The sequence below is a fragment of the Maledivibacter sp. genome (assembly GCA_025210375.1).
Lineage (GTDB): Bacteria > Bacillota > Clostridia > Peptostreptococcales > Caminicellaceae > JAOASB01.
This window is the reverse complement of record JAOASB010000045.1, coordinates 25,622-39,647: the sequence shown is the minus strand read 5'-3', so window position 1 is coordinate 39,647 and position 14,026 is coordinate 25,622. Positions and strand designations below refer to the sequence as shown.

The following is a 14,026-nucleotide window of genomic DNA, read 5'->3' as shown; positions in this document are numbered from 1 at the left end:
TATTATAAAATAATGTCGAATAATGGAATTAGGGAAAAAATATTAAACTGATATAGTGGATTAGAAAAAATCATAAATTAAAAAAGGAAATCATTAAGCAATAGAGAAACATTATGTATAGTGTTATTGTTAGGTGTGATTCAAATGTCAATGAGATATTCTGAACAATTGATTGAAGAAGTTGTCCAAAGAAATGATATTATTGAAATAATATCTGAATATGTTGATTTAAAAAAGACAGGCAAGAATTTCAAAGGGTTATGTCCCTTTCATAATGAAAAAACGCCCTCATTTATGGTTTCTGAAGATAAGCAATTATTTCATTGCTTTGGATGTGGTGAAGCGGGGGATGTAATAAAATTCATAATGAAAATTGAAAATCTTGACTTTATTGATGCCTTAGAACTATTGGCTGACAAATGTAATATGGATTTATCACAGTATAAAAATAATAATTATAATAGTGAAAAAATCAATAAAAAAAATAAACTATACGAAATAAATCGAGAAGCTGCATTGTACTTTTATAGAAATCTAACTAAGACTAATAATGAAGGTATGAAGTATTTATTAAATAGAGGTTTAAATATAGACATTATTAAAAAATTTGGACTCGGTTATGCTATTAATGATTGGGAAAGACTAAATAGATACTTATTAAGTAAAGGATATGATCAAGAGCTGATTTATGAGACTGGTTTAGTTATTAAGCGAAAAGAGAGTAAGGGATATTATGATAGGTTTAGAAATAGAGTTATGTTTCCAATAATTAGTACCACCAAGAAAATAATAGGTTTCGGTGGGCGCGTTTTGGATGACTCGATGCCCAAATATCTTAACTCTCCTGAGAGTGCTGTATTTAACAAAGGAAGTATATTGTACAGCTTGAATTTAGCTAGAAGTGAGCTAGGTAAAGAAAGAAGGCTTATTGTAGTTGAAGGATATACAGATGTAATATCACTATACCAATATGGTATAAAAAATGCAGTGGCAACATTAGGCACATCATTAACAAAGAATCATGCAGAGTTGTTCAAAAGATATTGTGAAGAGGTTATTATTGCATATGATTCTGATTCCGCAGGCGAAGCCGCAACTATTAGAGGAATGGATATCTTAAATGAGGTTGGATGTAAGGTTAGAGTTGTAAAGCTTGGGGATAAAATGGATCCAGATGATTATATCAGAAGGTTTGGAACCGATTCTTTTAAGAATAAAATAAGCAGTGCCCTTCCTTTAATTGATTACAAGATTGATCAAATAAAAGGAGTTAGTAATCTAAATACAAATGAAGGAAGAATAGGTTTTCTAAACGAGTCTATTAGAATAATAAAGTCTTTGAAAAATGATATTGAAAAGGACATATATGCAGAAAAGCTTTCTAAGGAGGCTGGAATAGCCGTAGATGTTATAAAGTCTGATATTTATGGTAATAATAGGGATAAAAAAAGTCAATACAAATATAATAGGAACAACAGAAAATCGGGCTTTAAATCTAAACCCTATGAAAAGAATTTTCAGCCTGTCAAAAAACTTGAAAAAAATGGTTCTATAGAAATTGAGAAAAATATTATATCTTTGTGTATATCTAGCAAAACTAATTATGAAAAGATATCTGCTCAAATTGATGCTAAAGATTTTTTAAGTGAAGATACAAAAAATTTATATTATACAATAAGTGAAATGTATTTAAGCAATGAAAGTATAGAGTTTATCTCCCTTGTAGATAGATTAGATATTGAGGAAGCAAGGCTGTTAAAGGAAATAGAGCAGCGCTTTATACCTTCTGAAAATATTGATAAAACTATAGATGATTTGATAATAACTTTAAAGCATTTTAAAGTAAAAAATCAAATACAATTGATTAAAGAGGAAATAAGGGAATTGGAAAAAACAAAAAATAAAGACAGAAGGGATGTAAAGAAAATAAAGGAATTATGTGGTCAATTAAATTTATTAGGAAAGAAATTAACAAGCTTAAGAATAAGTCAAATAGATTAGAAGGGAGGGAAGTCATATGAGTAACAAAAAGAAAAATAAGAAGATTGAATCCGTAACTAAACTGATTGAAAAGGGTAAGAAGAAAGGTAACCTTACTTATACTGAAATAATGGATACATTAGAAGATATTGATTTAGATAAGGAACAAATCGAAGAGGTATATGACTCATTGACTTCTATGGGAATCGAAGTAATAAGTCAAAAAGATGAAATTGTAGATATAGATGAAAACGACGATGATACCCAAATTAAAGAAGAGACTAACTTTGATTTAACTTTACCAAAGGGAATTAATATAGATGACCCTGTTAGAATGTATTTAAAGGAGATTGGTAAAGTTCCCTTACTTACTGCAGAAGAAGAAATTTCGTTAGCCAAGAGAATGGAAAATGGCGATGAGTTAGCTAAAAGAAGATTATGTGAAGCCAATCTAAGGTTAGTTGTAAGTATAGCTAAAAGATATGTTGGCAGAGGTATGCTTTTTCTCGATCTTATTCAAGAAGGTAATTTAGGATTGATAAAAGCTGTAGAAAAATTTGATTGGAGAAAGGGCTATAAGTTTAGTACCTATGCTACATGGTGGATAAGGCAAGCCATAACTAGGGCTATTGCTGACCAAGCTAGAACAATAAGGATACCTGTTCATATGGTTGAAACCATAAATAAGCTTATTAGGGTGTCTAGACAGTTGCTACAGGAATTAGGTAGGGAGCCATCTCCGGAGGAAATAGCTAAGGAAATGGATATGACAGTTGAAAAAGTTAGGGACATTTTAAAGATTGCCCAGGAGCCAGTATCTCTTGAAACTCCTATTGGAGAAGAAGAAGATAGTCATTTAGGTGATTTTATACCTGATGATGATGCACCAGCACCGGCAGAAGCAGCTGCATTCTCAATGTTAAAAGAGCAGTTGATTGAGGTTTTAGATACATTGACTCCTAGGGAACAAAAAGTTCTCAAATTAAGATTTGGTTTAGAGGATGGAAGAGCTAGGACCTTAGAAGAAGTTGGTAAAAAGTTTGATGTGACAAGAGAAAGAATTAGGCAAATAGAAGCAAAGGCATTAAGAAAATTAAAGCATCCTAGTAGAAGTAAAAAACTAAAGGACTATTTAGAGTAAATCATACGGGGCATTAAGCCCTTTCATTTTGTTCAATTTATTTAGTATAGGGTTGTCTTAAAGGACATCCCTTGAGCTTTGCTTAGGGTGTTTTAGAATGAATGAAGTTCTAGGCTTGATATTCAATAGAGTTGGTTAGTACTTTTTACGTGCCAAGTCAGTGAAATCTCAAGGAACAAAGAAATTCGTCATTCTAAGGCACCCACTATAATTTGAGTAAGAAAATATATTATCTATCTAGCCAATATTGTTGCTGATTACCGTATTCAATTTTACGTTCTTTTTCTTCCTTTGATTCTTTTTTATCTAGCTTATCTTGCAGATAATTCATGATTTGGTCAGCTTCTTCTTCCCATTCTTGAGTATATCCACCCCAACTGAAGTGAACCATTTTGGAACTTGGAACTTTATTTTTTTCTATATCTTTTTTATTCTTTTTCATATAATCACCTCATAGGGTTATTTTGTTTTATAAACCTAATATTATTCACATTATAATTTTTATTATAGATTTTTAGAAAGTATGGATAAAATATTATTGTACAAATCCTAATCAATAGTTTTATATAGAAATGAGGAATGATAATGAAGCTTACACCAAGACTTAAAACTATAGCAGATTTGGTTGAGATGGGAAGTATAGTTGCTGATATAGGAACAGACCACGCATATCTACCGGCATATCTAATAAAAAATGGTATTGCAAATAAAGTGATAGCGGCTGATATTAATGTAGGCCCCCTCAATAATGCTGACAAAACTATACAAGACCATGGACTGCAAGGTCATATTGAAACTAGACTTGGAAGCGGGCTACAGCCCATAAAACCCAAAGAGATAGATACAGCAATTATAGCGGGTATGGGTGGATTACTAATAATCGATATTTTGAAGCAAAGTGAAGACGTTGTGGCAACAATAGATACATTAATTCTTCAACCTATGGTCGCCCAGGATGAAGTGAGAAAATGGTTGCATAAAAACAACTTTAAAATCGATAATGAAAAGATGGCAAAGGAAGGGGAGAAATTATACGAGATTCTAGTTGTAAGTAAGGGTGAAATGAATATTGAAGATACCATATATTATGAAATTGGACCTAAGCTTATAGCTAATAAAGATACCTATGTTTTAGAGTTAATAGATGCGAAGCTAAAGAAATATAATGAGATACTTGATAATGTAAAAGGACAAAACACCTTAAAGGCAAAGGAAAAATCCTTAGAATGTGAAGTGAAAATTAAAAAACTTAAGGAGGTGAAAAAATGTCTATAGGATGTAGGGATATTATAAGTATTATGGAAAATATTGCGCCCCCTTATTTAGCAGAAGAATGGGATAATGTAGGGCTTCAAGTTGGTGATAAAAATAAAGAAGTAAGAAAGATAATGGTATGTCTCGAACTAAATAGCGGCATCATAGATGAGTGTATAAAAGAAAATATAGATATGGTAATTACCCACCATCCACTGATTTTTAAGCCCCTTAAAAAGTTAGTTGCATCAGACCCCATTGTGGATATAATAAATAAATTAATAAGGAATGATATCAATTTATATTGTGCCCATACAAATTTGGATATTGCAATTGGTGGAACAAGTGATTATTTAGCACAGCTACTAAATTTAAAGGACTTGAGTCCTCTTAGTGTAACCCATGTGGAAAAGTACTGTAAACTTGTGATTTTTACTCCTGAAAACAATGTAGAAGACATAAGAGATGCCATTGGTAAAGTTGGCGCAGGGAATATAGGTAATTATAGTCATTGTACCCATCAAACTAAGGGACTTGGGACCTTTATGCCTTTAAAGGGAGCTAATCCATACATAGGTAATATAGAAGAACTAGAAAAGGTAGTTGAGTATAGGTTAGAAACTATAGTTCCTATGAAAAGATTGAATGATGTCGTTAATGCCATGTTAAAGGCACATCCATATGAAGAAGTTGCCTATGATATAATACCATTAGATAATAACATAGAATCCCTTGGGCTTGGCAGAATCGGCTATCTAGATAAATCTATGGAATTAAAAGAACTAGCACTAAAGCTTAAAGATATCTTGAATGCTGACAATGTAAAAATGATTGGTGAGGAATTCCATAATGTAAAAAAAATTGCTATTTGTACCGGTAGCGGTAGTGAATTTATTAAGGATGCTTATAAAAATAAATGTGACTGCTATATTACTGGAGACATAAAATATCATGAGGCCCAATTAGCAAAGGAACTGGGCCTCAGTATAATAGATGCTGGTCACTACGAAACGGAAAATATAATCTGCACACCTATAAAAGAAAGATTATTAAATGAGTTTCAAAAAAATAAGTATGAGGTTGAAGTCATTACATCTAAAATTAATATAAATCCTTTTAAGATTATTTAGATAAATATGTTGAATGTTATCAGGGATACGCCTAGACATTTTTATATGGTAAAATTTACACTTTGACATAATGCCGTATATGTGTTAATATATATCTTGTCGTTAAAAATGAATATTACGAGTAAGTCAGATGGTCGCGTCGCTAGGAATAGCGATGAGGAAAGTCCGAGCTCCATAGGGCAGGGTGCTGGGTAATACCCAGTGGAGGTGACTCCAAGGAAAGTGCAACAGAAATATACCGCCAGTTTAGGCTGGTAAGGGTGGAAAGGTGAGGTAAGAGCTCACCAGAGGCTAGGCGACTAGTCTGCTCTGTAAACCCCATCTGGAGCAAGACCAAGTAGGGACTAAAAAAGGTGGCTGCCCGCTGCTGTCCCGGTGGTAGGTCGCATGAGCCTACTGGCAACAGTAGGCCTAGATAGATGACTATCAAATACAGAACTCGGCTTATAGATTTGCTCGTATAACTTTTACATAAACACTTGCTTTTGAGGCGGGTGTTTTTATTTTTTGTGCTTAAATTAGTCATAAGCAATTTTCATATGGTACTAAGTAGGGACTTAAAGGTTTTTTTCCTTCGGCGACACTCCACGTTATCTAGAAGATAATAACTTTTCTCCCCCCTTTTTTCTGGGTCAAGTGAAAAATTACTAATTTAAGTAAATTGTTTTGAAATCACCATTCAAACGGAGTAGATTTCAATTTATTTATTCTATCATTCCAAAAGTTATCTATTATTTCATTTGGGAATTGAGCTTCTTTTAGAAATTTCTTAAACTCATTTTCTACATATTCAAGAAGATTAAAAATTTCATAAAACTCATAATATGATATATTAGACCCTTTCAATGAATTGAATTTTTCCATCTGCTCATTACTAAATCCGTAAGTATATGAAGGATAGCTATCTCTATGAATATTGATATCGGGAGTATTTATTAGAAAATCTGCTAACTGTTCGTAGGTTTTTACAATATGAAAGACAACAACAGTATCTTTTATTGCATCCTCATCTTCTTTATTTATTACTTCTTCTACTTCTTGTTTGATAAATCGGAATATTTCATTATCTATATTTGCTTCGTGTTTTGGAAGTGTAAAAATATATTGCATCGTATCATCTTCAGATTTCAATTTACCTTTTACAATAGAGCTAAATAGGTCATAATCGAATTCATCTTTCATAATAGGAATGGAAAAAGGCCTAGATATTAGAAAATTTTTATAGTTATGAAAAAAATCAACTTGCACATATAAAGGATATCTTTCTACACTAAGAACTTCGCTTATTATCTCGATACTATCATTATCATTTAAAAAGTTATTACCATCATACTCATATTTTAAATAATCTTTGCTTTCATCCAATTTATCATTATTTAAAATTGGTAAACCTACAATTAAAATTATCATTAAAGCTATCATCAACATTGAAAAACTTTTTTTAGTCATAAGAATATCTCCTTACTTCTTGAAGTTGTCCTAGAAAAAGACTATATCTTAAAGAAATAGTCTTTTTCTAAATTCATTATTTTGATATTAATTAACGCTATCTCTACTAAATATCACCAATAAATTTAATATTTTTCTAGTTTGTAAGTTGCTTTTGAATCTCTATGGTGAACCTTGTCGATTATTTCTGCATCAGGTGGATATGAAAATGTATGTCTTACCTTAGTTGTGTAAGTTTCAAGAAATGGTCTATACACTTGTTGAGTGGTTGATATTGTTTTATCCGCAGAAACTGAAGAACCTAAAAAACTATCTTCCCAGACATAATCCATATTAGCTAAACTATCTAATAGGTTGGCAGGGATACGATGTAATTGTTCTGGATGAACTTTAGTTAGATATTCTAAACAATCAACAAGGTTTGGCCAATAACTCCTAATATAGAATATTATAATATATTTTGAACATTTTTACATTTATTATTTTTCATTAATTTCACCACAAAGTGAAGACCATAGTTCCTTTATTATAAATGGCTTTTTATGTGATGAATATAAGCTATGAAAAACAATATGTTATTTCTGCTAATAAAAAGGATTATGAGACAGTAACATATCTAATTAATGGTTTTTAGCACATTTAAAAAAATTAATATTATAATTGTGCTATTTTATCATTATTATATGCCGTGGGACATATATGACATTATTGAGTAAAATACTACCAAAATATGATATAATATGTAAAGAATAATGCATATATAGGAGAGGATTACCCACATAAATAGTCGGGTAACATACATTAGAGACATAGGTATAGTCGGTAATTCCTAAGTAAGGAAAAGAAGTTCATATCTGTAGCAGATTATCTAAACGCCCCATAAAATTATCAGTATATCTGAATTTGAATCCATTTTAATTTATTCATATTGTACATCGAGCAGCTGATGCCTCTACGGTGACATTGAAATAATTCCCTATGAATATTGAATGTCTCAAATTATGTATTTTAGACGAATAATAAGCTAATAGAAAGATGGGTGTAATTATGAATAATGTTTCAAATGAAAGGTTTATAATATCAGAAACTAAAGAAACTGAAGCAGTAGAAGTCATTAAATATATGAAAACTATTCTTGAAGAAACAGATTATTTATCAATGAATCCAGAAGAGTTTTCATATACAGAAGATCAAGAGAAAAAAGCGATAAAAAAGTACATAGAATCACCAAATAGGCTGATGCTATCTTCAACTGCAAATGGTAAGTTAGTTGGTATGTTGACATATGACGGCGGAAGTCGTGAAAGAAATAAGCATACTGGTGTGGTGGGTGTATCGGTATTAAAAACACATTGGGGAAAAAGCATTGCTACAAATTTATTTGAGGAATTATTTAAATGGGCTGCTCAAAACGGAATAACAAAGAAGATTAATTTATCAGTTCGTGAAGATAATGATAGAGCGATTGAACTATATAAAAGATTAGGATTTGAGATCGAAGGCGAAGAGAGTATGAAGCAATTCACGAATGGGGTCTACTATTCATCTGTATTAATGGGAAAGAGAATCGAAATAGAGAACTAACTACAAAAAAGGGATTCACAGCACATAACACAGCAGTTTCAAATATAAACTTTTTTAATCAATTTTGCTACGAATGTATGGTGAAATATGTAAAATAACTGTCGAAGCGGAGGAGGTTTACATCAGGAACTGTGGGGATGATATCTAAATTATTTTTTACTTATCAAAATTTTATGGGTAAGTCTTAGGAGGATATATGGGTGGAATAGAATGGTATGATAAAATTGCAAAGAAATTAGGAGGGTATAAGAAGAATTGGAATTCAAGTAAAAGAGGTTTATCTGGTGAAGAAGTTTTTGAAAGAAAACTAATTGAGTATCTACCTAAATATGAAAATGTACTTGATATTGGTTGCGGACACGGAGAATTCACAATAAATATGGCACCATATGTAAGGAATATTATAGGTATGGATTTCTCTGAAGAAATGATAAAGTGCGCTAATAAGTATTTATCAGAATATAATATTTCTAATGTAAAGTTTTATCATGGTGATATTAAACAGGAGAATAAGTTAAAAGAAAATGAATTTGATTTCATTTATGATAGGAGAGGTCCAACTTCTATAATATATAATCATAGTTGTTTAAAATCGGGAGGAAAAATTCTGGGAATACATAGTGCTGAACTTGATAGAGTCAAAAAGCTTTTATATAATAATGGATTCATAGATATTAATATAGAAGAATTTGAAGCAGAAGAGATTTTTGATGATGAATATGAGTTTGCAAAATATTTATCTAGAATTCCAGGAAACAAGGATTATACATATTTAGATAATAAAGAAGAATTAAAAGAGTTGGTTAAGCAGTATACTTTTAAAGGAGAAATCGTCGTACAAGAATGGAGATATATTTGGGAAGCTAAAAAACCTCTTTGATATATAATATGGAGATAAAAAATAACTCTAGATAACAAAACATTCCCGTTCGATTCAGAGACGTCGCAAATGGGAAATATTGTATAAAATAAATACACACTTTATATTAATACAATAGGCCACGTTTCATAGGATTTCTTTTGTGTTAAATCAGGGGGGGAATTACAATGATAATCTTAGTAAATGGTGCATTTGGCTCAGGTAAAACTACAACAGCGAATATATTAGTGAAAAGAATAGAAAATAGTATAGTTTTTGATCCAGAGGAAGTTGGGTTTATGGTACGGAAAGTTACTGAAGGAATAAGGTGTGGAGAAGAAGATACTGATGATTTTCAAGATATTGAAATATGGAAAATTATTGTTATAAATGTGGCAAGAGAATTAAAAGAAAAATATAGGAAAAACCTTATAATACCAATGACTATATATAAGGAAAATAACTTTAAATATATAGTAAAAGGTTTAGAAGCCTTGTCAAATAATAGATTTATATATTTAGGTAGGGTAGATTCAATAAAGAATCATCCAATTAGAAGGCTGTTTGATAATGGTATTAAGGTCACTATAAATTCAGATGATGTTCTAATTTTTGATAGTCATGTTTCTGGAGAGTATCTAAAACTATTTCAAGAAGAAGTATTTGACGCTAGAGAATTAGATATGATCAGATTGAACGGTTTAGCTTAAAGTATGGTTAGTTTCTGTTAATTTAATCGTATAACAATTAGTTGTGCATCTGAAGCTGGGGACATTTAATTTACATATTTCTATATATAAGACGGCGAGTGATGGATGGTTCTATGTGACTTTGACACAGTATTTACCATCAGATAATATGCTTAATCAGGGTCAAATAGGTTTGGTAATGTTTGATTTTGTTTGATAGGGGTTGAAAAATTAGTTTTTATGTTAGGATGATTTTAAATGTATGTTGTTGAATATGCAGATAGTTATTGTTTGGAATATCTTAAAAAACATGATAACCATATATCAGAGGAAATGCTATATAGAAAAATAAAAAGTAATGAAGTAATAATTGTAAAGATAGAAGATAAAATAATTGGCTGGTTACGATATGGTTATTTTTGGGATAGCATTCCATTTATGAATATGTTAATGATAGATGAACAGCATAGAGGAAAAGGTGCTGGAAAAAATTTAGTAGGATTTTGGCAAAAAGAAATGAAGGCTAACGGATATAAGATTATTATGACTTCGTCATTATCCAATGAGTTAGCTCAACATTTTTATCGGAAATTAGACTATAAGGATTCTGGTAGTTTAATGCTAGAAGATGAAGCATTAGAAATTATTTTTACAAAGGAATTATAGAATAGGCTTGAAATATTATGATAGCTACTTAAATTAACATAAAAGCTAGGATATAAATCATAGTGGATCTTTATATTATTAAATGAAATCATTGTGAGAGTTGTATATAGTTAGGTAAAATGCAGTATATGTAGAAGAATTAGAGGGGAGAAGTAAAATGATATATGAACTAAATCGGGCACAGTTTCCTAATATATCTCATCTATTAAACGGCGAATTGATAAATTTAGCAATCAAAGCAGTTGTGGAAGGATACAATCCTGGTTGGATTTTTGTTGACAATATTGAAAACCCAAAAACGGCAATGATTTGGTCTAAGGGGATAAAAGGTTTTTATTTTGTTGGAGAAGCAAATAATTTAGATTTTAATAATAATATAAATATGTATATTAATAAAGAAATATTACCTCGAGCCCAAAAGCTTGGATTAGAAACTTTTGAATTTAGCGGGACTAGTCAAGAATGGGATGAAAACTTCAAATTAATATTTAGAAATCGGAATATAAGAATTTCTAAGCAGTTTGTTTATAAACATAATAACATTGAAAACATTTCTTTTGACAACCTTAAATTAGAAGGTGAGTATGTTTTGAAACAAGTGGATGAAGATTTATTGAAAAGTAATCAGTATAATTTACAATTTGTGAAATCTGCTATTTATGAATGGTGGGATTCTATAGAGGATTTTATTAAATACGGAATAGGATTCTGTATTTTACATAAGGATACTGCGGTATGTTCATGTATAACAAGCTTCATGATAGATATCTCAATGGAATGTCATATTAAAACTTTAGAAAAGTATAGAAAAAAAGGTCTTGCCACAAGGGCAGTAGGTGAATTTGTAAAGTATTGTAAAGATAATCAATATGTACCTCATTGGGATTGCATGGAAGAAAACTTTGGTTCAAGAGCATTAGCAGATAAATGTGGATATAATAAAGAATTCGAGTATTTTTTGTACGATTTTAATCTAAGATAAGACAGGACTTCGCTTAATAATTAGTTGTATATCTGAAGTTGGGGTATTCATTATTACTATATATGGTTGGCACTATTTTGAATATAAAAAAAGATTCTCCGTTGGTTAAGGGTGTTCTCTTAAGTACTATATTGATATAAATACTATATTATACAAGGAGGATTATAATAATGGAATATATAATTAGACAAGTAATGGAAAATGATTTAGAAGAATGGTTAAAACTTGGCTTGAAATTATGGACTGAAGAGACAGAAAACGAGATGAGACAAATCTTTTTAGACATACTATTATCTGAGAAAGAGAATACTTTTATATGTGAAAATGTTAATAAATATATTGGTTTCGTAAATGTATCAATAAGAAGTGACTATGTTGAAGGCTCAAATTCTACCCCTGTTGGCTATATTGAAGGAATATATGTTGAAGAAAACTATAGGAAAAAAGGTATTGCAAATCACTTGATAAAAGCAGCAGAAAAATGGGCAAAAGAAAAGGGATGTAAACAGATGGGTTCAGATATAGAATATGATAATACTGTAAGCTATGATTTTCATAAAAAAGTAGGTTTTAATGAAGCTGGACGTATTATTTGTTTCATTAAGGATATTGAAGAGTAGTGATAAAAGGAAATGGAACTATATATTTTAATAAGAAAGATAAAAAAGGGCAATAAAACTATCTCTTGTAGGTAATTTTGACTAGGGTCTTTCTCATAAAAAATTAGTTCAGCTGTATTGAGTAATTATAATATCTATAATGCTTGGGAAGAGGTGCAACTAATGAATAGTTTAATAGAAACATCGAGATTAAGGCTAAGAGATTTTATTAAAGAGGATTGGGAATCGATACATATTTATGCTTCCAATAAGGATGTTGTTAAATTCATGGAATGGGGACCAAATACCGAGGAAGATACTAAAAACTTTATATCAATGGCCATATATTCTCAGAAGCAAAGTCCCAGAGATAATTATGATTTAGCAGTTATTTTGAAAGAAACAGGTAAACTTATTGGCGGTGGAACCATTAATGTATATAATCGAAAAAATAAGGATGGATTGATAGGCTACTGCTTTAATCCAAATTATTGGAGAATGGGGTATGCTACTGAACTAGCAGAAGGGTTATTACATTTTGGTTTTAAAGAACTAAAGTTACATAGAATACATGCCACCTGTGATATAAAAAATATTGGTTCAGCAAAAGTATTAGAAAAGATAGGAATGAAGAGAGAAGGTCATTTAAGAGAACATATTTGGATTTCAGATAGGTGGAGGGATTCATATTTATATAGCATATTAGACAGAGAGCAGAAAGAACTAGGAATATCATATAATACTTAGAAGTATACCCGAAGTTAAACTAATCAAATTTATCCATTATTTTCATGAATAGATTGTTGATTGAATCCTCTAAGATGAGGATAAAATTCAAACTATTATATGTTTTAAGTGATTGGAGGCTAGTAATATGATTGAATATTTAGGTAAGGAGATTGAAGTTAAGATTGATCGTCCTTTGGGAAGCAAACATCCAGAACATAATTTTTATTATCCAATTAATTATGGCTATATTGAAGGTACTGTTGGTGGAGATGGTGAAGAGATAGATGTTTACATACTAGGAGAATTTGAACCTTTGGAAGTTTATAGTGGTAAAGTAATTGGTGTTATTAAAAGATTAAATGATATCGAAGACAAATTGGTGGTTGCAAAAGAACTTGATAGTTATGATAAGGAGCAAATAAAGGCATTAACCGAATTTCAAGAAAGATTCTTCGATATTGAAATTATTACACTTGATTATTTAACAAGTTCTATTAGAAATACTGTAAAAGGTCTTATAAGAAATGGAAATGAAATACTTGTTCTTAAAGAGAATACCAATAATTTTATATACTATCATTTGCCAGGTGGAGGAATTGAATTCTTAGAATCAAGTTATGATGCTCTAGTAAGAGAGATAAAAGAAGAACTCAAGTTAGATATAATCAGCTGTAAATCGTTATGTACAATAGACAATATATTCAAAGTAAACGGGATGGATTGTCATGAGATAACTCAGATATTTGAAATAGAAGTAAGTAAAAATGTTCATGATATGGATGGTATGATAATGACAGGTGATGTAATTCCTTGTGAAATAAAGTGGATAGACATAAATGAATTTAAAGATGGTAGGAAAGTACTATATCCAAGTGAATTAGTAGAATTAGTATAAGTATGTGATTCAGTTTTGATAATCACCTAACATTTGGCTGTTTATCTTGACTTTGAAGTGAGGTGTTTT

At 30.5% G+C, this 14,026-nt stretch carries 14 protein-coding genes and 1 other RNA gene; 13 read left to right on the top strand and 2 right to left on the bottom strand.

Annotated features, from left to right (window positions below):
• Positions 1-144: 144 nt before the first annotated feature.
• Both dnaG and rpoD read left to right on the top strand, forming a co-directional pair.
• Positions 145-2,001 carry a DNA primase gene (gene dnaG / locus N4A68_15765; protein ID MCT4565753.1) on the top strand — a complete coding sequence of 619 codons (1,857 nt, stop codon included), beginning with the start codon at positions 145-147 and terminating at the stop codon, positions 1,999-2,001.
• A gap of 16 nt (positions 2,002-2,017) precedes the next feature.
• The gene (rpoD, locus tag N4A68_15760; GenBank protein ID MCT4565752.1) at positions 2,018-3,121 is read left to right on the top strand and encodes an RNA polymerase sigma factor RpoD; all 1,104 of its coding nucleotides are present in this window, start codon (positions 2,018-2,020) and stop codon (positions 3,119-3,121) included.
• A gap of 229 nt (positions 3,122-3,350) precedes the next feature.
• On the opposite strand, the gene N4A68_15755 is transcribed toward rpoD, so the two are convergent.
• Positions 3,351-3,563 carry a hypothetical protein gene (locus N4A68_15755; GenBank protein MCT4565751.1) on the bottom strand — a complete coding sequence of 71 codons (213 nt, stop codon included), beginning with the start codon at positions 3,561-3,563 and terminating at the stop codon, positions 3,351-3,353.
• A gap of 143 nt (positions 3,564-3,706) precedes the next feature.
• On the opposite strand from N4A68_15755, the gene N4A68_15750 reads away from it, so the two are divergent.
• From N4A68_15750 to rnpB, 3 genes are all read left to right on the top strand, one after another.
• A complete protein-coding gene (locus N4A68_15750; GenBank protein ID MCT4565750.1) occupies positions 3,707-4,396 on the top strand; it encodes a class I SAM-dependent methyltransferase in 690 nt (229 codons plus the stop codon).
• Positions 4,387-5,505 (top strand): Nif3-like dinuclear metal center hexameric protein, encoded by a 1,119-nt coding sequence (locus N4A68_15745; GenBank protein ID MCT4565749.1) that lies wholly within the window; start codon positions 4,387-4,389, stop codon positions 5,503-5,505. Before N4A68_15750 ends, N4A68_15745 begins: the two co-directional genes overlap by 10 nt.
• A 118-nt stretch (positions 5,506-5,623) precedes the next feature.
• Positions 5,624-5,968: RNase P RNA component class A (rnpB, locus tag N4A68_15740), an RNA gene on the top strand.
• 209 nt (positions 5,969-6,177) lie between these two features.
• Here rnpB and N4A68_15735 read toward each other — a convergent pair.
• Positions 6,178-6,954 (bottom strand): hypothetical protein, encoded by a 777-nt coding sequence (locus tag N4A68_15735; GenBank protein ID MCT4565748.1) that lies wholly within the window; start codon positions 6,952-6,954, stop codon positions 6,178-6,180.
• Positions 6,955-8,001: 1,047 nt separating this feature from the next.
• On the opposite strand from N4A68_15735, the gene N4A68_15730 reads away from it, so the two are divergent.
• From N4A68_15730 to N4A68_15695, 8 genes are all read left to right on the top strand, one after another.
• Complete coding sequence (locus N4A68_15730) at positions 8,002-8,538, top strand: GNAT family N-acetyltransferase (protein ID MCT4565747.1); 537 nt, start codon at positions 8,002-8,004, stop codon at positions 8,536-8,538.
• Between the two features lie 196 nt (positions 8,539-8,734).
• The gene (locus N4A68_15725; protein MCT4565746.1) at positions 8,735-9,418 is read left to right on the top strand and encodes a class I SAM-dependent methyltransferase; all 684 of its coding nucleotides are present in this window, start codon (positions 8,735-8,737) and stop codon (positions 9,416-9,418) included.
• Between the two features lie 167 nt (positions 9,419-9,585).
• Positions 9,586-10,107: a hypothetical protein gene (locus N4A68_15720; protein MCT4565745.1), complete on the top strand. Its 522-nt coding sequence runs from the start codon at positions 9,586-9,588 to the stop codon at positions 10,105-10,107.
• Between the two features lie 237 nt (positions 10,108-10,344).
• Positions 10,345-10,752 (top strand): GNAT family N-acetyltransferase, encoded by a 408-nt coding sequence (locus N4A68_15715; protein ID MCT4565744.1) that lies wholly within the window; start codon positions 10,345-10,347, stop codon positions 10,750-10,752.
• 157 nt (positions 10,753-10,909) lie between these two features.
• Positions 10,910-11,734, top strand: a complete 825-nt coding sequence (locus N4A68_15710) for a GNAT family N-acetyltransferase (protein ID MCT4565743.1) — start codon at positions 10,910-10,912, stop codon at positions 11,732-11,734.
• A gap of 170 nt (positions 11,735-11,904) precedes the next feature.
• Positions 11,905-12,354, top strand: a complete 450-nt coding sequence (locus tag N4A68_15705; protein MCT4565742.1) for a GNAT family N-acetyltransferase — start codon at positions 11,905-11,907, stop codon at positions 12,352-12,354.
• Positions 12,355-12,516: 162 nt separating this feature from the next.
• Positions 12,517-13,080, top strand: coding sequence for a GNAT family N-acetyltransferase (locus N4A68_15700; GenBank protein ID MCT4565741.1), 564 nt, complete (start codon positions 12,517-12,519; stop codon positions 13,078-13,080).
• A gap of 127 nt (positions 13,081-13,207) precedes the next feature.
• On the top strand, positions 13,208-13,957 hold the full coding sequence (locus tag N4A68_15695; protein ID MCT4565740.1) for an inorganic diphosphatase: 750 nt from the start codon (positions 13,208-13,210) through the stop codon (positions 13,955-13,957).
• Positions 13,958-14,026 lie beyond the last annotated feature (69 nt).